The 17,725-nt window shown below is 70.0% G+C and carries 18 protein-coding genes; 11 read left to right on the top strand and 7 right to left on the bottom strand.

Features of this window, described 5'->3' with window-relative positions; translation table 11 throughout:
- Positions 1-4: 4 nt before the first annotated feature.
- Complete coding sequence (locus B4589_RS02010) at positions 5-391, bottom strand: nascent polypeptide-associated complex protein (RefSeq protein ID WP_079232695.1); 387 nt, start codon at positions 389-391, stop codon at positions 5-7.
- A 102-nt stretch (positions 392-493) separates the two neighbouring features.
- On the opposite strand from B4589_RS02010, the gene B4589_RS02005 reads away from it, so the two are divergent.
- Complete coding sequence (locus B4589_RS02005) at positions 494-1,285, top strand: creatininase family protein (protein WP_079232694.1); 792 nt, start codon at positions 494-496, stop codon at positions 1,283-1,285.
- Here the strand turns inward: B4589_RS02005 and B4589_RS02000 are convergent.
- Both B4589_RS02000 and B4589_RS01995 read right to left on the bottom strand, forming a co-directional pair.
- Positions 1,282-1,944: an O-methyltransferase gene (locus B4589_RS02000; RefSeq protein ID WP_079232693.1), complete on the bottom strand. Its 663-nt coding sequence runs from the start codon at positions 1,942-1,944 to the stop codon at positions 1,282-1,284. The genes B4589_RS02005 and B4589_RS02000 overlap by 4 nt on opposite strands.
- Before the next feature lie 67 nt (positions 1,945-2,011).
- A complete protein-coding gene (locus B4589_RS01995) occupies positions 2,012-2,467 on the bottom strand; it encodes a hypothetical protein (protein WP_079232692.1) in 456 nt (151 codons plus the stop codon).
- 91 nt (positions 2,468-2,558) lie between these two features.
- Between B4589_RS01995 and B4589_RS01990 the strand changes: the two genes are divergently transcribed.
- Positions 2,559-4,244 carry a methylmalonyl-CoA mutase gene (locus B4589_RS01990; RefSeq protein WP_079232691.1) on the top strand — a complete coding sequence of 562 codons (1,686 nt, stop codon included), beginning with the start codon at positions 2,559-2,561 and terminating at the stop codon, positions 4,242-4,244.
- 176 nt (positions 4,245-4,420) lie between these two features.
- On the opposite strand, the gene B4589_RS01985 is transcribed toward B4589_RS01990, so the two are convergent.
- Together B4589_RS01985 and B4589_RS01980 are read right to left on the bottom strand one after the other, a co-directional pair.
- The gene (locus B4589_RS01985) at positions 4,421-4,756 is read right to left on the bottom strand and encodes a hypothetical protein (protein ID WP_217920474.1); all 336 of its coding nucleotides are present in this window, start codon (positions 4,754-4,756) and stop codon (positions 4,421-4,423) included.
- A 5-nt stretch (positions 4,757-4,761) separates the two neighbouring features.
- Positions 4,762-5,076, bottom strand: coding sequence for a YbjQ family protein (locus tag B4589_RS01980; protein WP_079232690.1), 315 nt, complete (start codon positions 5,074-5,076; stop codon positions 4,762-4,764).
- Between the two features lie 103 nt (positions 5,077-5,179).
- Here B4589_RS01980 and mce point away from each other — a divergent pair, with 103 nt between their 5' ends.
- From mce to B4589_RS01950, 6 genes are all read left to right on the top strand, one after another.
- Positions 5,180-5,572, top strand: coding sequence for a methylmalonyl-CoA epimerase (gene mce, locus B4589_RS01975; RefSeq protein ID WP_079232689.1), 393 nt, complete (start codon positions 5,180-5,182; stop codon positions 5,570-5,572).
- A gap of 91 nt (positions 5,573-5,663) precedes the next feature.
- On the top strand, positions 5,664-7,835 hold the full coding sequence (locus tag B4589_RS01970; protein WP_079232688.1) for a DUF4350 domain-containing protein: 2,172 nt from the start codon (positions 5,664-5,666) through the stop codon (positions 7,833-7,835).
- 86 nt (positions 7,836-7,921) lie between these two features.
- Positions 7,922-8,524 carry a DUF6517 family protein gene (locus B4589_RS01965; RefSeq protein ID WP_079232687.1) on the top strand — a complete coding sequence of 201 codons (603 nt, stop codon included), beginning with the start codon at positions 7,922-7,924 and terminating at the stop codon, positions 8,522-8,524.
- 64 nt (positions 8,525-8,588) lie between these two features.
- Complete coding sequence (locus B4589_RS01960) at positions 8,589-10,544, top strand: AMP-binding protein (RefSeq protein WP_079232686.1); 1,956 nt, start codon at positions 8,589-8,591, stop codon at positions 10,542-10,544.
- A gap of 68 nt (positions 10,545-10,612) precedes the next feature.
- Positions 10,613-11,764 carry an acyl-CoA dehydrogenase family protein gene (locus tag B4589_RS01955; RefSeq protein WP_079232685.1) on the top strand — a complete coding sequence of 384 codons (1,152 nt, stop codon included), beginning with the start codon at positions 10,613-10,615 and terminating at the stop codon, positions 11,762-11,764.
- A 65-nt stretch (positions 11,765-11,829) separates the two neighbouring features.
- The gene (locus B4589_RS01950; protein WP_079232684.1) at positions 11,830-12,186 is read left to right on the top strand and encodes a hypothetical protein; all 357 of its coding nucleotides are present in this window, start codon (positions 11,830-11,832) and stop codon (positions 12,184-12,186) included.
- Between the two features lie 36 nt (positions 12,187-12,222).
- Here the strand turns inward: B4589_RS01950 and B4589_RS01945 are convergent, their stop codons facing one another.
- Positions 12,223-13,530, bottom strand: coding sequence for a BGTF surface domain-containing protein (locus B4589_RS01945; RefSeq protein WP_079232683.1), 1,308 nt, complete (start codon positions 13,528-13,530; stop codon positions 12,223-12,225).
- A 175-nt stretch (positions 13,531-13,705) separates the two neighbouring features.
- Here B4589_RS01945 and B4589_RS01940 point away from each other — a divergent pair, with 175 nt between their 5' ends.
- A complete protein-coding gene (locus tag B4589_RS01940) occupies positions 13,706-14,974 on the top strand; it encodes a S8 family serine peptidase (RefSeq protein ID WP_079232682.1) in 1,269 nt (422 codons plus the stop codon).
- 56 nt (positions 14,975-15,030) lie between these two features.
- Positions 15,031-15,639 (top strand): helix-turn-helix domain-containing protein, encoded by a 609-nt coding sequence (locus B4589_RS01935; RefSeq protein ID WP_143414250.1) that lies wholly within the window; start codon positions 15,031-15,033, stop codon positions 15,637-15,639.
- 10 nt (positions 15,640-15,649) lie between these two features.
- Here B4589_RS01935 and B4589_RS01930 read toward each other — a convergent pair whose 3' ends face one another.
- Entirely contained in the window at positions 15,650-16,030 is a 381-nt protein-coding gene (locus B4589_RS01930; protein ID WP_079232680.1) for a hypothetical protein, read from the bottom strand.
- Between the two features lie 90 nt (positions 16,031-16,120).
- Here B4589_RS01930 and B4589_RS01925 point away from each other — a divergent pair, with 90 nt between their 5' ends.
- Positions 16,121-17,698, top strand: a complete 1,578-nt coding sequence (locus tag B4589_RS01925) for a thiamine pyrophosphate-binding protein (RefSeq protein WP_158081127.1) — start codon at positions 16,121-16,123, stop codon at positions 17,696-17,698.
- The last annotated feature ends 27 nt before the right edge of the window (positions 17,699-17,725 follow it).

Genomic DNA, 17,725 nt, shown 5'->3' with positions numbered 1-17,725 from the left:
AGGACTACTCCAGCTGGGAGACGGCCGCCGCGAGGTCGCCGTCGTTCTCCTCGAGGACCTCCCGGGCGGTGGACTCCGTGACGCCCGCGCGCTGGGCGACGATCTCGACGTCCGCGTCGGGGATGCCGTCCTCGTCGGCCTCCTCCTCCTCGCCCGCTTCGATCGCCTCGGCCTCGTCACTGCCCGTTTCGCGGACGTTGGGCTCGCCGACGATCTGGTAGGTCTCCTGGCCCTGGGCGTCCATCTTGGTGACCTGGGCGCCGTCGAAGTAGAGCTCCTCGTCGCCGGTCCGGATGATCACTTCCTCGGCGTCGAGCTCCTCGACGTCGATCCCCATCTGCTTCATCATCTGCTGCATCTTACGCGGGTTGAGTCCGCCGCCTCCAAACATGGTCGTGAGTGGGTGGGCAGGCGTCAAAAGCGTGGCGAAGCCCCCGGGAGCGGCGCGTTCCGGCGAGACAGGCTTTAGGACCCCGCCGCTCCTGCACCGCGTATGTACCTCGCCGAGCAGACGTGGCCCGACGTCGCGACCGCCGACGCCGGCCCAGTTGCGTTCGTCCCGCTGGGGTCGACCGAACAGCACGGCCCGCACCTGCCGCTCTCGACCGACCACACCATCGCGGAGGGGCTCGCCCGCGCCGCTGCCGAGCGCACTGGCTTCCTCTGCACACCCACCGTCAACGTCGGCGTCAGCGATCACCACCGGCAGTTCCACGGCACGATGTGGGTGTCGCCGTCGTCGTTCCGGGACTACGTGGAAGACCTCACCCGGAACCTCGCGTACCACGGGATCGACCGCGTCGTGTTCGTCAACGCCCACGGCGGCAACGAACAGCATCTCCAGGAGGTGGGGCGCCGCGTTCGGGCGGACGAGACCGCGTTCGCCACGCCGTGGATGTGGGACCACGCGATCCCGGAGCTCGTGAACGAGATCTTCGTGACCAACGGCCCTCACGCGGGCCCGAAGGAGACGGCGATGCTGCTCCATCTCGCGCCGGAGACCGTGAAGGAGGGGGAGTTCGAGAACGCCCGCGACGACGGGCTCACGGATCTCGCGAACGCCGGCTACAGCCGCCACGGTGCCCGCGTTCACTACGACACGATCGAGAACTCCGCCAACGGCGCGTTCGGCGATCCGACCGACGCGACCGCCGAGAAAGGTGAACGGATCTTCGAGGCGGCCTGCGACGAACTCGTCCAGTTGGGCGAGTGGCTAGCCGAGCAGCGGTTCGCGGACCTGATGCCCCGGGAGCACGTCGACGCCGGGGGTGTGACCGACGTTTAGCGCTCCGCCACCCGCGTGCTCAGACAGAGCCCCGACCCAACGGGCAGCACGAACGACTCGAACGCCGGGTCGGCGTGGACGTGTTCGACGTAGTTCGCGATCCCTTCCGTCCCGTCGCTCGCGTCCTCGGGCAGCGGTTCGTCGTCGGCGAAATAGGCCGCCAGCGCGTCGAGATCGATCGGGCCTCGGGTCATGTTGTCGGCGACGACCACGCCGCCCTCGGGCACCTTCTCCCGCGCTTCGTCGAACCCCTGTGCGTAGCGGGGCTTGTCGTGGTCGATCAGCACGACGTCGAACGGGCCGTCGTACTCGTCGACGATCTCCAGCGCGTCGCCGTGCTCGAAGCGTGCGCGGTCGGCGTCGCCGGCGCGGTCGAGGAACGTCCGGGCCATGTCGAGTTCGTCCTCGTCGATCTCCGTGAGCACCACCTCGTCGGCGCCGCCGTCGAGGAACCATGAGGCGCTGTACCCGTAGCCGGAGCCGAGCTCGAACACGCGCTCGGCGTCGGTCAGGCGGGCGAGCATGCGCAGCACTGCGCCCGCGTCCGGGCCGATGATCGGGAACCCGTTCTCGTCAGCGTAGTCGGCCATCTCCGACTGGATCTCGCTGTGACTGGCGCCGGTGGCACGGACGTAGCGTTCGACCGTCTCGAGGTCCATGGAGAGCGGTTCGCCGGCGGAGAAGTAAGCGTTTGGTCCGGGGACCCCGGCTGCGGCGTCGCCTCGATCACCCGAGCGGCTGCGCGAGATAGCCGCCGAGCAGCAGCAGCACGACCGAGAACGTGGCCGCAACACGGATCAGCGTCTGGTTCTCGCGACCGGCGGTCTGGATCTTCCCCTCGCCGAGCGAGTCCTGAATCTTGCCGATCGAGGCTTCGAGCAGCCCCGTGACGACCAGCCAGAGCGCGAGCATCCCGAGCACGGCGTGGCCCATGGAGGTGCTGAACAGCCGACCGTCGCCGTATCCCATCGCCGCCATGTGGCCGCCGGTGACGACGAACACCACGGCGCCGATCCGGGTCAGCCAGCGCAGGCCGGTGGTGATCGACATCGCGGAGGTGACGCCGAGGTCGCCCTCGGAGAGCAGCGGGTGGATCCGCCACGCGTAGAACACGGTCGTCCCGGCCCAGATCCCGGCGAACAGTACGTGCAACATACTGAACGCGGTGTCGACGAGTGCCATATCCGGGCCCTCGTCCCCGGCGCCGATAAAGGCGGGTGACTCCGGATCCCGTCTCCCCATCCTTAAGTCCGAACCGCCCCCAGTTCGAGCCATGTTCGACGACGAGGACCTCGCGGAGATCCGCGAGGGGAAGGAGCGCTGGGAGGAGGAGACCTACGGCCCGACCGTCGAGCGCTTCGGCGAGCGCAAGGAGACGTTCACCACCGACACCGGCGGGCAGGAGGTCGACCCGCTGTACACCCCCGACGACATCGCCGAGAAGGATTACGAGGAGGAGATCGGCTTCCCCGGCGAGGAGCCGTACACCCGCGGCGTCTACTCCACGATGCATCGCGGGCGGCTCTGGACGATGCGGCAGTACGCCGGGATGGGCACCGCCGCGGAGACCAACGAGCGCTTCCACTACCTGCTCGATCAGGGGCAGACCGGGCTCTCGATGGCGTTCGACCTGCCCACGCAGATGGGCCACGACTCCGACGCCGACATGGCACAGGGGGAGGTCGGGCGGTCGGGGGTCGCGATCGACTCCATCGAGGACATGAAGACCGTGTTCGACGGCATCCCCCTCGACGAGGTCTCGACCTCGATGACGATCAACGCCCCCGCGAGCGTGCTGCTCGCGCTGTACATCGCCGTCGGCGACGAGCAGGGCGTCGACCGCGAGGAGCTCCGGGGGACCATCCAGAACGACATCCTGAAAGAGTACGCCGCGCGGAACACGTACATCTATCCGCCCGACGCGTCGATGCGGCTGATCACGGACATCTTCGAGTTCTGCGCCGAGGAGACGCCGAACTTCAACACCATCTCCATCTCGGGCTACCACATCCGCGAGGCCGGCTCCACGGCGGCCCAGGAGGTCGCGTTCACGCTCGGCAACGGGATCGAGTACGTCGAGGCGGCGATCGACGCCGGCCTCGACGTCGACGAGTTCGCCCCGCAGCTCTCCTTCTTCTTCAACGCCCACAACAACATCTTCGAGGAGGCCGCGAAGTTCCGCGCCGCCCGGCGGATGTGGGCGGAGATCATGGACGAGCGCTTCGACGCCGAGAACCCCAAGTCGAAACAGCTGAAGTTCCACACCCAGACCGGCGGCTCCACCCTGACCGCCCAGCAGATCGAGAACAACGTCGTCCGCGTCGCCTACCAGGCGCTATCGGCCGTCCTCGGCGGCACCCAGAGCCTCCACACCAACGGGAAGGACGAGGCGCTCGCCCTCCCCACGGAGGAGTCGGTCCGCACCGCGCTCCGGACCCAGCAGATCCTCGCCCACGAGTCCGGCGCCGCCGACACGATCGATCCGCTGGCCGGCAGCTACTACGTCGAGAGCCTCACCGACGACATCGAGGAGGAGGCGTTCGACATCCTCGACGACGTGGACGAGCGCGGCGGGATGCGCGGCGCGATCGAGGAGCAGTGGGTCCAGCGCCAGATCCAGGAGGTCGCCTTCGAGCGCCAGCAGGAGATCGAGGAGGGCGAGCGGATCATCGTCGGCGTCAACGAGTTCGAGGTCGAGGACGCCGAACCCGAGATGGATCTGGAGTCGATCGACGAGGAGGACGAGCAGGAACAGATCGAACGGCTGGAACAGCTCCGCGAGGAGCGCGACGACGACGCCGTCGACGCGGCGCTCGACGACCTCCGCGAGGCCGCCGAGGGCGAGGAGAACGTGATGCCGTACATCGTCGACGCCGTGAAGGCGAAAGCGACGGTCGGCGAGGTCTGCAACGTGATGCGGGACGCCTTCGGCGAGTACCAGCAGGGCGTCTCGGTCTGACCGGCGCCGCCGAAAAGGGGCAAGGGGGGAGCAGGTGGCCTTCACGGCCGAGCCACCCCTGACGGAGGGGTGCGTCAGCGGGGATCCGCTGACGAGTGGACCAACGACCGACGATTATTTGACAGTAACGGAGGCTGCCATACGCGTTTCAGCAACCGCTCGTCGTCTCGACCCCCTCAGGTCGCGGTCCCGGTCCGTGTCCGGAGTTCGTCGAGCAGGCCGAACAGGCCGCTGAACACGAACACCGCAGCCAGCAGTTGCCACTCACCGTCGAGGTACTGGAGCACGCCGATGCCGGCGATCGCCACCGAGAGGAGCGGCCGGTAGAGCGGGTGTTTCTCGACCCCGACCACGGCGAACGACAGCAGCAGCGGGACGACGAGCAGCCAGAGCGCGAGGTCGTACACCGTCGGGGGGCCGAGCCAGACGAACTCGGCGTAGGTGGCGACGACGACGATCCCGAGCAGCGCCACCAGCCACTTCGGCTTGATCCGGTCGCGGAGGGCGGTCACGATCGTTACTCCAGCTTTACCGCGGTCCCGTAGGCCAGCATCTCCGCGCCGGTGCCCGCGATCTCGGAGGTCTCGAATCGCATACACACCACCGCGTCGGCGCCCAGCTCTTCGGCTTTCTCCAGCATCCGTTCCTCGGCCTGCTCGCGGGAGTCCGACAGCAGTTCGGTGTACGCCTTCATCTCGCCGCCGATCAGGTTCCGCAGGCTCTGGGTGAAGTCCCGGCCGACGTTGCGCGCCCGGACGGTGTTCCCTCGGACCGTCCCCAGCGTCTCCGCGATCTCCGCACCCGTGATCGTCTCGGTCGTGGAGGTCTGCATGGCTGAACGTTCGTTCGAGCCGCCATAATCGTGTCGCCGTTCGTCCCACGGAACGATCGGGCGAACGGCCCACGTTTTTGCCCGACGCGCACCCACGGCCGGTATGGAGTTCGACCACGCGGGCGTCGCGACCGACGACGCCGCCGAGACCGCCGCGCTGTTTTCCGACCTGCTGGGTGCCGAGACCGTCCACGAGGAGACCGACGAGGAGCGCGGGATGGGGTTCGTGTTCCTCGATCTCGGCAACGGGTACATCGAGGTGATCGAACCGCTCGACGACGGGAGCACGATCGCCGACTACGTCGCCGAGAACGGCAGCGGCCTGCATCACGTCGCGTTCGCCACCGACGACGCGATGGCGGCGCTCGACCACGCCCGAGAGATGGGGGTCGAGACCATCGACGACGAGCCCCGACCGGGCGCGTGGGGTCACGACATCGCGTTCCTCCACCCGCGAGACACCGCGGGCGTGCTGGTGGAGTTCGTCGAGCACTGACGGCGGTATCGCGGGCGGGTTGCTCAGTTCTGTATAGATCCATCGAGGTTCCCGGGTGATTTATGCATAGTCGGCCGTCACGTGGGGGCGCATGCGACGACGGGCACTTCTCGAGACGGCGGCGGCCGGCGCGCTGCTGGGGAGCGTCGGCGTGAGTATGAGTACGAGCGCGCTCGCGGCGAGTGGCGAGATCGACTCGCTACTGTTCGACTCGACGGCGAGCCAACTGAACGCGGAGAAGGAGCCACTGACCGACGAGTCGCTGGTGGCGGTCTGGGCGGCCGAGACGGCGGAAAACGTCGACGAGGACGGCAACGACGACGCCGTGTTCTACCCCGACGACGTCGACATCCCGCTGGTCAGCAGCGACGGCGGCGTCGTCGGCTTCGGCGCCCCGATCGTCCAGAACGGAACGGACTTCGGCAGCGGCAACGAGGAGTTCGTGCTGAACGTCCTCGACGCCGAGGCCGACGGGCCGGCGGTGGCGTTCGACGACGGCCACGGCCAGTTCTACGACAGCGACAGCTTCTCGCAGTTCCTCAACTACGCCGAGGCCAACGGGTACGAGACCGACGCGACGACGGATCTCGCGGGCGCGCTGCCCGACGCCGACGCGGCGATCGTCACCTCGCCCGCCCAGGCGTTCACCGACGACGAACTCGACGCGCTGGTGTCGTTCGTCGACGACGGTGGCGCACTGCTGCTGTTCGACCAGTCCGACTTCGGCAACTTCGACGCGACGGACAACCTCAACGAGATCGCGTCGGCGCTCGACCTCGGCTACCGGTTCAACGACGATCAGGTGCTCGACTACGAGTCCAACGACGGGATCCAGTTCGTCCCGACGACGGACCGCTTCAACGCCGACACGTTCGACTACTTCGCCGACCGGCCGGGGATCGCGCCGCCGGGTCTGGAGAGGGGAACGCAGTACGAGGTGGACGTGATCTCGGTCGCCGACGGTGACACCGTGGACGTGCGCTTCGCCAACGGCTACGTCGATACGATCCGCATCCTGGGGATCGACGCCCCCGAGACCGGCAGCACCGAGGAGACCACCCAGGAGTGGGAGGGGCTGAGCGACGAAGCTTACCTCAAGGAACGGGGCGACGACGCGACCGCGTTCGCCGAGGACCTGCTGGCCGGCGAGACGGTCTCCATCCGGTTCGACGACGAGGAGCCCCTCCGGGGCGACTTCGGCCGGCTGCTGGCGTACATCGACGTGGACGCCGACGGTGACGGGACCTACGAGTACCCGTACAACCGCGCGGCGGTCCGCGAGGGGTACGCCCGCGTGTACGACTCCGGGTTCGCGGAGCACGACAGCTTCCTGAAAGAGGAGTTCGCCGCCCGCGCGGAGGGGCTGCGCCTCTGGGAGGAGAGCGATCCCGACGCCTCGGAGACGATCCGCAACGGCGAGGTGACCGACATCTACGCGCCCTACGCCGTCGGCGTCCGGACGACCGACGGGAAGATCGACTCGAAGCGCGTTCCAGTCTCGGCGTCGTCGACCGCTACACAGCAGAACGCCGAGGTGGCGTACGACGGCGATGTGCCGCTGGTCGGGATCGACCAGCACGCCCGCGTGGCGATGACTGGGTCGAGCCTGGTCGACGAGCAGTTCGAGGGCGAGGAGTACCCGGACGTCTCCGGGTACGGCAACTACGCGTTCCTCACGAGCCTGCTCGATCGGCTCTCGGACCGCGACGGCGACGTACTGATCGACGGCGGCCACGGGCAGTTCGCCGCCGACCGCTCGATCGGCGCGGAGGACGCCGCCTACTACCTGCGCTACCTCGAGGGGGTCGATCTCGGCTTCGAGCAGGTGAACGATCTCACGGGCGACCTGCTCGACCGCGGCCGCGCGCTGCTGATCTCGGCGCCGCCGGAGTCGTTCACCGACGAGGAGATCACCGCCGTGCGGGAGTTCGTCGCCGACGGCGGCGGCGTGGTGCTGCTGGGCGGCGACGTGCCGGCCGAGGTCCGAGCGAACCTCGACGCCGTCGCCGAGGGGCTCGCGACCGACCTTCGACTCGGCAGCGGCCGCGTGGTCGACGAGTCGTCGAACCTCGACGGGGAGGCGAACGTTCCGACGACCGGGAACTTCGACGACTGGTACCGCCTGTTCGACGGCTACGACGCAGACACGAACTACAAGGGCCCACGCGCCGGCCCGGGCGTCCCCGGCGAGAGCGGCAAGGGTCCCGGAAAAGGCAAAGGAAACGGTAACGGCCGCGGGAAGGGCAAGGGCCACGGCGACTGAGCGATCCTCCGACCCGAGTTTTTTCCTCCTTCCGAGGAGTGTCACCCGACCGAACAGTTAAGCCGGGGTGGTCGTAACGCCGGCGTATGCTGCGGAGGCTCGTCAAACTCGGGGTCGTCGGGGTCCTGCTGTTCGCGGCTGTCGGCGGCGGCTGGGTCGTCGTGGGCGGCCCGCTGCAGGGGACTGCCGCTGCGCCGCTGACCGTCGACGCCTCGACCGCCGCAGACCACGGCTTCGCGGAACCGAGCGTGGACACCGTCCAGTTCCAGGAACGCCTCGCCGTCGCCGGCGTCGGGAAGGAGGTCGATTTCGCGGCGTACACGATGCACACCACGAACCAGGAGACGGGCGCGGCAGTGACGACCGTGAGCCTCCCGGGGTGGACGCTCGCCGGCGTGTCGCTGAACCCGGTGACGTACGCGCCGCTGAAACAGGCCGTCAACCACGTGCTGCCGTACCTGCCGGTGGAGACGCCCGAGGTGACGTGGGCGGGCGAGACGACGGTCGAACTCGGCGGCGAGAACGTGACCGCCGGCGAGTACGCCGTGGCGGGTGAGGCGCCGCGGCTACTCGTCGCGCGGGAGACGGTCGGCGGCGACACCGTGTTCGCGGTCGGCGTGTACTCCGGGGAGAGCCCCGAGAGCCGGGCGTCGGTCGAGACACTGTTCACGGAGTTGGATCACGAATGAGTTGCAGACGACGCCCCGGCGACGTGTGCCAAGAGGCAAGTACCAGCAGTCCCCTTCGGTGACCATGCACGACTGGCTGGCCCACCGGGCGCGGAGCACGCCCGACCGGGAGGCCCTCGTCAACGCGAGTTCGGGCAACGCGTGGTCGTACGCGACGCTCGACAAGACCGTCGAGGAGATGGCGGGGCGGCTCGCCGCGCTGGGCGTCGACGAGGGTGACCACCTCGTGGCCGCCATGGAGAGCGGCGTCGAGGAGGTCTGCCTGATCCACGCCGCGATGCGGCTGGGCGCCGTGCTCGTCCCGCTCCCGCCGGAGTTCACGCCGCCGGAGCTGGCCGATCGCTTCGTCCGCGTCGACGCCGACGCCGTGGTCTGTGACGCCGAAACGGAGTCACAGGTTCGCGGCGCCGTCGAGCAGGTGGAGCCGTGGCTCCCCGTGTTCACCATCGACGAGACCGACTGGGCCGACGCGACGCCGCTCTCGGAAGCCGCGCCGACCGAGTTCACCCCCGCGACGTGGGAGCGGGAGGAGACCCAACTGCTGCTGTTCACCTCCGGAACGACCGGCGAGGCGAAGGCGGTGACGCTGACGATGGGGAACCTGCTGGCGAGCGCCACCGCCAGCGCGTTCCGGCTGGGGATCGACCCCGCGGACCGCTGGCTGGTGCCGCTCTCGCTCCACCACATGGGCGGGATCGCGCCGATCCTGCGCTCGACGCTGTACGGGACGACGGCCATCGTCCGGGAGTCGTTCGAGCCGGGCGGCACCGTCGACGATCTCCGGGAGTACGACGCCACCTGCGTCTCGCTGGTGCCGACGATGCTGCGCCGGATGCTCGATTCGCGGGGGACGCTGCCGGATAGCCTGCGGTTCGCGCTGGTCGGCGGCGCACCCTGCCCCGAGGAGCTGATCGAGCGCTGCCGGGACTACTCGGTGCCGATCTGTCCGACGTACGGGATGACCGAGACGGCCTCGCAGGTCGCGACCGCGCGCCACAAGGAGGCGTACGACCACCCCGACTCCGTCGGCCAGCCGCTGCTCTGGACCGACGTAACCGTCGTCGACTCCGCTGGCACTCCCGTCGAGCGGGGCGAGTCGGGCGAGCTCGTCGTCCGCGGACCGACCGTGACGCCAGGGTACTACGACGACCCCGCGGCCACGGGCGAAGCGATCGGCTCCTACGGGCTCCACACCGGCGACGTCGGGTACCGCGACGAGCGCGGCCGGCTGTACGTGCTGAACAGGCTGGACGACCGTATCATCACCGGCGGCGAGAACGTCGACCCCGGCGAGGTCGTCGACGCGATCCTGACCCACCCCTCCGTCGAGGACGCCGCCGTCGTCGGACTGGACGACGAGGAGTGGGGGGAAGAAGTCGCCGCGCTGCTCGTCCCGGCCGACGACGACGTCGCCGTCGACGACCTCGAAGCCCACCTGCGCGAGCGCCTCGCGGGGTTCAAACTCCCGCGAACGGTCGGGATCGCCGAGGAGCTCCCGCGGACGGTTTCGGGAACCGTGGAGCGCGACGCGGTTCGGGAGCAGCTGCGCGAGGACGAGACGGTCTCGGTCGACCGCGACCAGCCAAGCGCCCGTGCCGCCAGTGACACCGAAAGCGTCCGGGCAGTCGCCCACGAGGAGCGCGACGAGGAGTCGACGCGGGGAGAGTCGATCGAACTCCCCGAGGGCGACGAGACGGATGGGACCGAACGCCCGGAACGGACCGCCGAGGCGGCGTCGAGGGAGGGTGAGCCGACCGCGGAGGGCGAGAACGAGGAGTCGATCAGCGACGTGGCGGACGGGGACACCGAACCGCTGCCGACGGACGATACGGCGGAGCCGGGAGACGGAAAGGAATCCGCCAACGGTCGACGGGGTGGTGCCGCACTCTCGTCGCCGAACGAGGCTACCGACGCCGGGGAGAGCGATCAGCTGACCGGGACGGAGGACGACGAGTCCGGCGCTGACGAGGACGATGCAGACGAGGACCGCCCCACGGACGCCGCGTCGGACGACGCGTAGCCGGAAACGGCCGACCACGGGGTGGCAGTTCTGGATGCCTTTTTGCCCGCCCGCCACCATCGAGAGGTATGGATCTGCTCGACGAGGGGATCGTCCCCGAGCACGCGCGCGAGGCGAAAGCCGAGGCCAGAGCGTTCGCCGAGGACGAGATCATGCCCGTCGCCGCCGAGAAGTTCGAGGCCGGCGAGTACCCGTGGGACGTGCTGGAGGCGGGGATGGACGCCGGCCTCGTCGCCGCCGACCTCCCGGAGGAGCTGGGCGGCCGCGGGTTCGACATCCAGCAGATCCTCGCCATCGGCGAGGAGTTCTTCCGCGCCGACGCGGGGATCGGGCTGACGCTGATGCTCGCCTCCTTCGGCTGTGAGCTGGTCGAGCAGTACGGCACCGAGGAGCAGCACGAGGAGTACCTCCGCCCCGTCGCCCAGAACGACCAGATCTCCGGGCTCGCGGTGTCCGAACCCGACACCGGCTCCGACCTCGCGGGGATGACGACGAGCGCGGAGAAAGACGGCGACGAGTGGGTGCTGAACGGCGAGAAGTACTGGGTCGGCAACGCCGTCGAGGCCGACTGGCTCACCGTCTACGCCAAAACCGGCGACCGCGACGACCGCTACGGCAACTACTCGCTCTTTATCGTCCCCACCGATGCCCCCGGGTACGAGGCCGAGCACATCCCCGAGAAGATGGGGATGCGCGCCTCCAAGCAGGGCCACATCGTGTTCGACGACTGCCGGATCCCGGAGGCGAACCTCGTCGGCAGCGAGGGCGGCGGCTTCTACGCGCTCGCGGACTTCTTCAACCACGGCCGCGTCGTCGTCGGCGGTCACGGGCTGGGGATCGCCGCCGCGGCCATCGAGGAGGCCGAGGCGTTCGTCCACGACCGCGAGGGGTTCGGGCGCACGATCAACGAGTTCCAGGCCGTCCAGCACACCCTCGCGGACATGCAGACCGAGTTCCAGGCAGCCCGCGCGCTGAACTGGCGCGCCGCCGAGAAGGTGAAAAAGCACGACAACCCCGGCTACTGGGCCGCGATGGCCAAGACCAAATCGACGGAGGTCGCCGTCGACGTCGCCGAGCGCGGGATGCAGCTCCACGGCGGCCGCTCGATCTTCACCGACCGCCGGATCGCGCGGGCGTACCGCGACGCGCGGATCCCCGTGATCTACGAGGGGGCCAACGAGATCCAGCGGAACCTGATCTACCGACAGACGCCGCGCTGATCGGGGCTCGCCCGAACTGGGAACCCAGCGGCACAGTTATTGTCTGTCGGCCTGAGATCCCGTCGATGAACGTCGATCGAGCGGTTCGGACGGTCTGGAGGAGGCCGATCGGCCGTCTCGCGGTCCTCCTCGTCGGCTGTGGGCTCCTGGCCGGCGTGCTGACGCTGCGCCCGGGACTCGTCCCCGTCGTCAGGTGGTCCCTCCCGGTCGGGTTCGTTCTCTGGGGCGCCTCCCGCCTCCTCGACGGGGTGGGGGATCCCCTGACCGCTGCCGCCGGCTGCCTGCTACTGCTCGGTGGGTTCACCTACGCCTCGTACCTGCTCGTCCCGATGGGGGAACTCGGCGCGACGGTCGCCCAGTTCGTCCCGATCGTCGGTGTCTTCGTCGAACTGTTCGCCGCACACTACCGTGACGGGGGCTGACCGGCTGCGGCGAATCGAGAGGGCCGCGAGCCGTGCCTACCCACGGCGCAGCAGGAGCGCCAGCCCGCCGCCGCCGAGAACGAGCGCGCCGCTGACCGCGATCTCCACGGGCACGTCGCCGCCGTTGGTCGGCGATCCCGTCAGCGTCGGCGCCGCGGTCGGGGTGTCGCCCTGGGGCGTGGCCGTGCCCGGCTCCGCAACGTAGAGCGATCCGATATCGGACGCCTCGCCCCGATCCTCGGGAAGTAGCCGCAGATCGTAGTCGCCGGGGTCGAGGTCGCTCCCCAGGTCGGTCTCCGACTCCAGCGTCAGTTCGTCGCCGTCAGATACGCCTAGGGGACTGCCGCCGTCGCCGGCGGCCGCGGTGTCGAAGCGGACGGTCGCCTCCCCGTCGCCGTCGGCGTCGCGGACGGTCGCTTCGAGGGTGTATCCGGCCGACTGTCCGCCGATCACGAGGTCGGTCGTGTCGGTGTCGTCGAACGCGAGCTCCATCCGGGCGGTCGTCCCCTGCCGGACGTGAACCACGTTACGGGAGAACTCCACGCTGGTGGCCGCGGGCGTCGCCGTCGGCTCCGGCGTCGCGTCGGGGATCGGTGTCGGGGTGTCCGTCGGCGGGTCGTCGCGGCAGTCCGACTCGCAGTCGACGACCTCACCCTCGGTCTCGGCAACGTAGCCGCCGTCGATCGTCGCCTCGACGGAGAACGCGCTGCCGGGAGGGATCGTCGAGAAGTTGAACGCGCTGGCCCAGCTGCCGTCGTCGGTCACGACCGCGGTGGCGGCCTTGAAAAATCGGATCTCGCTGTCGGTGCTGCGGAGCCGGAGCGACACCTCCGTCCCGGTCGGCGCCAGCGCCGACCCGGAGACCACCTGCGAGGCGGTGTCGTTGACGACCACGTTCCCGTCGGTGGTGTCGATCCGCACCGTCTCCACTGGCTCCGGTTCGTCGTCCTCACAGTCCGTCTCGCACGCGACGACTTCGCCGTCAGCGGTCAGTTCGCCGGCGTCAGTTCTGACGGTCACCTCGAACGTGTCCCCGGGCGACTGCTCGGAGAAGTCGAACGCGGCCGCCCACGTTCCGTTCCGGTCGACCGTCACGGTTTTCGACTGGAGGAATCGGGGCTGGGTATCCCCGGTCGAGCGGATCCGGACCGAGATCGACGTGCCGGGGGCGAGCTCGGCGCTCCCCGAGACGATCTGTGTCTCGGCGTTCGCGACCGTCACCGCCTCGCCGTCGTAGTCGATCGTGACCGCGGGATCGGCGCCGGTGGCGGCACCGGCAGGGGAGAGCAGCGCCGCCGCGAGCAGGAGTGCGATTACCGCGGCAACACCGCGTGGACTACCCACGGCGCTCACCCCGGGTTCGGTTCGCGAACGGTTCCGCCGTCGTCAGCTCGGTGCTGGAGGGCATCGTCAACACGTTCTCACGGGAGGTAGAAAAACGACCGATAGCTTCGACGCGGTTTTACGCTACTTCGACCGATCGGGGGGTTGATACGCCCGCCGGCGTGACAGGAAGGCGATGTCGGGCGATTGGAACCCGGAGTCGGGCGGCGGGCTCTCCCGCCGTCGTGCGCTCACCCTCGGTGGCGCCGCCGCCGTCACCGCGCTATCCGCGACGGGACTCCCTACGAACCGGGGGACCGAACCGGCCTCCCCCGCGCAGGACGACCCGGTCCAGGGGCTCCACGCCCAGGGGATCACCGGCGACGGCGTCCGGATCGGCGTGCTCGATACGACCGGGTTCGCCACCGACGCCGCGTTCGAGGACGCCGTCGTCGGCCGTCGGTCGTTCGACGGCGTCCCCGTCGTCGCCGACGGGACGACACACGGTACCGCGGCGACGACGACGGTTGCCCGCGCCGCGCCCGACGCGGATCTCCTGTTGGCGTCGTTCGAGCGGCCGGCGGGGTTCCGTCGCGGGCTCGCGTGGTTCCACCGGACGGGCGTGGACGTGGTGCTCGCACCCGTCGCGGCGTACGGGGCGAGCGTCGTGGGCCGGAGCGTGGTCACGCGGACCGCAGCAGCAGCCGCCGACGCCGGCGTGACAGTCGTCGCCCCGACCGGGAACGCCGCACGCGGCCACTGGACGGGGACGATCGAGCCGGCGCCCGGCCGGAGACGACTGCGGCTCGGGGGAGCCGACGGCGAGGGCGTCGACGGCCGACTCCTCGCGTGGGCCGGATCGCCTGACGACGACCCCCCGGAGCTCTCGCTCGCGCTCGTCCGCACCGATCGACGAGACGAGGGACGGAGGCTGACCGCGCTCTCGGAACGGGGGGAGCAGGCGGGCGTCGAACGCCTGGACGTGACGCTCGCGCCCGGCGAGTACACGGTCGAGATCCGACTCCCCGACCGCCTGCGCGACGAGGCGACAGGGTCGACCGTCTCGCTGGTGACGCCGACACACCGGCTGCGAGGGGGGAGTCCGCGCGGCAGCATCGCCGCCCCGGCGAGCGCGCCGGGCGTGTTCGCCGTCGGCCGACTACTGGACGGCCGCGTCGCGGCGTACAGCGGTCGTGGGCCGACGCCGGACGGCCGCCGCGGGGTCGACCTCGTCGCCCGGCCGCGTCGCTGGCCAGGGGCTACCGATCCCGGAACGTCCGGCGCGGCCGCGTACGTCGCCGGCGTCGCCGCGCTCGTCGCCGGGGTGGCCTCCGAGTCGGCAACCGACGAGCCCGCGGCGTCGCTTCGCGTGACTGCGAGCCGTGCGGGGAGTCCGGGGCCGGCAGCCGGCTACGGCGCGCTCGACGCGGCTGCCGCCGTCCGGCAGGCGCTTCCGGACGACTAAAACCACGTTTTGAGCAACGGGCGGGATTGATGTGGCTGGTCGTCACAGTGGGAGGTATGGCCTCACCGATCGGACGCCTCCGCGCGGACACCCCGTCCGTCGAGGCCGACCCGGCCGTCTTCGACGTCGGCGACGAGGACGTCGACGCGGTGCTCGACGCGCTGGGCTCGGACACTGCCCGCGATCTGTACCGAACAGTCCACGAGGAGCCGGCGCCGCCGTCGGTGCTGGCGCGCCGGCTGGACAGCTCCGTCCAGAACGTCCACTACCACCTCTCGAACCTCGAGGGCGCCGGCCTCGTCGAGGTGGTCGGCCAGCGCTACTCCGAGAAGGGTAACGAGATGGACGTCTACGGCGTCGCCGCCGACCCGATCGTGTTCGCGGCCGACGCCTCGGGCGACCAGCGGTCCCGCCTCCGCCGGCTGGTGGCGGACTGGGCGACCGGCGTCGCCGCGATCGCGATGGTGAGCGTGGCGATCCAGCTGCTGACCGCGCGGCTCGTCGGCTCCGGGGTGGGCGTGTTCGAACCGGCGTCGCCCGGCGTCGGCGACGGCGCGCTCCTCCCGATGCTCGCCGAGGCTGTCGCGGCGCCCGGGCTGCTGTTTTTCGTCGGCGGCGCGGCCGTCCTGACCGGCTCCCTGCTGCTCGACGCGAGTGCCGACTGACCGACGGCGTTCAGACGCCGAGTTCCTCCCGGACGATCTCGATCCCGTCCTCGACGGCCACCATCGTCACCGACTCGTCGCGCTCGACGGAGAACAGGCAGCCTTTCTTCGGACCGTCGGGCACCCGTGCGACCCACGAGCGCTCGAACGTGCGGACGACCGCCTCCAGGCTTCCCAGCCGGAACGACGACTCGACGGCCGGCGCGTCGAGCTGGTGGACGATGTTGTTGTCGACGAACTCCCGGATCTCGTCGTCGCCGTACGCCTCCGCCACGTCCTCCCTGAGGGAGTAGTCGAGTGCCTCGCCGTCGTACCTGATCACGCCCCGGAGCGCAGTCCCCAGCCGGTCCGCGAGTGCGGCGTGGATCGCGTCGGCGTCGATATCGTTCATAGCGGGGGCTGTCCCCGCCAACCCAAAAAGCTCCGTGTCGACCGCGCCGATCGGAGAAAGAACTACGGTGGTTACGCGCCCGATATGGCCATGGAGCGACTCACCGGCGGCGAGGCGGTCGTCGCACAGCTCGAACGCGAGGGCGTCGACGTCGCCTTCGGCATCCCGGGTGTGCACACCCTGGAGATCTACGACGCGCTGCTGGACAGCGGGATCGACCACGTCACCACCCGCCACGAGCAGGGCGCCGGCTTCGCGGCCGACGGCTACGCGCGAGCGACCGGCCGCGTCGGCGTCTGTCTCGTCATCACCGGGCCCGGCCTCACGAACGTCGCCACGGCGGTCGGGCAGGCGTACTCCGACTCCTCGCCGCTGCTGGTGATCTCGACGACCAACGCGACCAACGAGGCCGATCGCGGGAAGGGCCACCTCCACGAACTCAAGGACCAACAGGGCGCGATGGAATCGATCGCCGCGGAGAGCCACCACGTCGACCGCGTCGCCGACGTGCCCGGAGTGATCGCCGACGCGTTCGAGACGTTCGATCGGGAGCGACCGCGACCGATCCACGTCCAGCTCCCGACGGACGTGCTCGAACGCGCCGAGCCCGTCGAACTCGTCGACCGGGAGCCAGCAGCGCCGCCGGGGCCGGACACCGAACGCGTCGCAGAAGCAGTCGACCTGCTCGTCGACGCCGAGCGCCCGCTACTGGTTGTCGGGGGCGGCACCGTCGACGCCGCCGACGCGGTGCGAACGTTCGTCGACGAGACCGAAATCCCCACGATCACCACGGCCGCGGGGAAAGGTGTCCTCCCCGCGGATCACCGCTGCTGTGTCGCGACGGCGCTGGGCCACGAGCCGGCCGACGCGTTCGTCGCGGACCGCGACCTCGTGCTCGCGGTTGGGACGGAGCTGAGCGCGCAGGACACCGCGGACACGCCGTTCCCCGACGACCTGATCCACGTCGACATCGACCCGACGAACGTCGGGAACAACCACGAGACGGCGCTCGGGATCGTCGGCGACGCGGGCACGACGCTCGACGCGCTCCGGGAGCGCGCCAGCGAGCGTGGCCTCGCGTTCGACGGTCCAGCGGCGGCGGCCGACGCCGGCCCCGAACCGCTCTCGGTCGACGCCTCGGACGACCGCCTCCACCTGCTCGCGGTGCTCAGGGAGGCGCTTGCCGACGACGCAGTGGTCGTCAACGACATGACGAAGCTCTGCTACACCGCGCGGACGCGGTTCCCGACCGGCGCGCCGCGGACGTTCCTCTTCCCGCGCGGGTTCGGGACGCTGGGGTTCAGCCCGCCCGCGGCGTTCGGCGCCGCGATCGGGAGCGACCGACAGGTGGTGTCGCTGGTCGGCGACGGCGGCTCGCTGTTCACGATCGGCGACCTCGCGACCGCGGTGCAGTACGACCTCGGCGTACCGATCGTCGTTCCCAACGACGACTCCTACGACATCCTCGAGGACGTCCAGCGCCAGCGGTACGGCCGGACGATGGCGACCGACATCGAGAACCCCGACTTCGTCGAGTTGGCCGAGAGCTTCGGCGCCGCGGCGCGCCGGATCGAGTTCGACGCGGTCGCCGACGAACTGCCCGACGCGCTCGCGGCGGCGTTCGACCGCGACCGGCCCACGCTGATCGAGGTGCCCGTGGAGTTCTGACAACCCTGAAGAGCCCCCGGCCGCATG

It is taken from the genome of Halolamina sp. CBA1230 (genome assembly GCF_002025255.2).
Taxonomy (GTDB): Archaea; Halobacteriota; Halobacteria; order Halobacteriales; family Haloferacaceae; genus Halolamina.
This window is presented reverse-complemented; position numbering and strand designations above follow the sequence as displayed.

Excerpts from the sequence above, each read along its gene's own strand:
- B4589_RS02010 (WP_079232695.1), bottom strand. The coding sequence starts at position 391 with ATGTTTGGAGGCGGCGGACTCAACCCGCGTAAGATGCAGCAGATGATG.
- B4589_RS02005 (WP_079232694.1), top strand. The coding sequence starts at position 494 with ATGTACCTCGCCGAGCAGACGTGGCCCGACGTCGCGACCGCCGACGCC.
- B4589_RS02000 (WP_079232693.1), bottom strand. The coding sequence starts at position 1,944 with ATGGACCTCGAGACGGTCGAACGCTACGTCCGTGCCACCGGCGCCAGT.
- B4589_RS01995 (WP_079232692.1), bottom strand. The coding sequence starts at position 2,467 with ATGGCACTCGTCGACACCGCGTTCAGTATGTTGCACGTACTGTTCGCC.
- B4589_RS01990 (WP_079232691.1), top strand. The coding sequence starts at position 2,559 with ATGTTCGACGACGAGGACCTCGCGGAGATCCGCGAGGGGAAGGAGCGC.
- B4589_RS01980 (WP_079232690.1), bottom strand. The coding sequence starts at position 5,076 with ATGCAGACCTCCACGACCGAGACGATCACGGGTGCGGAGATCGCGGAG.
- mce (WP_079232689.1), top strand. The coding sequence starts at position 5,180 with ATGGAGTTCGACCACGCGGGCGTCGCGACCGACGACGCCGCCGAGACC.
- B4589_RS01970 (WP_079232688.1), top strand. The coding sequence starts at position 5,664 with ATGCGACGACGGGCACTTCTCGAGACGGCGGCGGCCGGCGCGCTGCTG.
- B4589_RS01965 (WP_079232687.1), top strand. The coding sequence starts at position 7,922 with ATGCTGCGGAGGCTCGTCAAACTCGGGGTCGTCGGGGTCCTGCTGTTC.
- B4589_RS01960 (WP_079232686.1), top strand. The coding sequence starts at position 8,589 with ATGCACGACTGGCTGGCCCACCGGGCGCGGAGCACGCCCGACCGGGAG.
- B4589_RS01955 (WP_079232685.1), top strand. The coding sequence starts at position 10,613 with ATGGATCTGCTCGACGAGGGGATCGTCCCCGAGCACGCGCGCGAGGCG.
- B4589_RS01950 (WP_079232684.1), top strand. The coding sequence starts at position 11,830 with ATGAACGTCGATCGAGCGGTTCGGACGGTCTGGAGGAGGCCGATCGGC.
- B4589_RS01940 (WP_079232682.1), top strand. The coding sequence starts at position 13,706 with ATGTCGGGCGATTGGAACCCGGAGTCGGGCGGCGGGCTCTCCCGCCGT.
- B4589_RS01935 (WP_143414250.1), top strand. The coding sequence starts at position 15,031 with ATGGCCTCACCGATCGGACGCCTCCGCGCGGACACCCCGTCCGTCGAG.
- B4589_RS01930 (WP_079232680.1), bottom strand. The coding sequence starts at position 16,030 with ATGAACGATATCGACGCCGACGCGATCCACGCCGCACTCGCGGACCGG.
- B4589_RS01925 (WP_158081127.1), top strand. The coding sequence starts at position 16,121 with ATGGAGCGACTCACCGGCGGCGAGGCGGTCGTCGCACAGCTCGAACGC.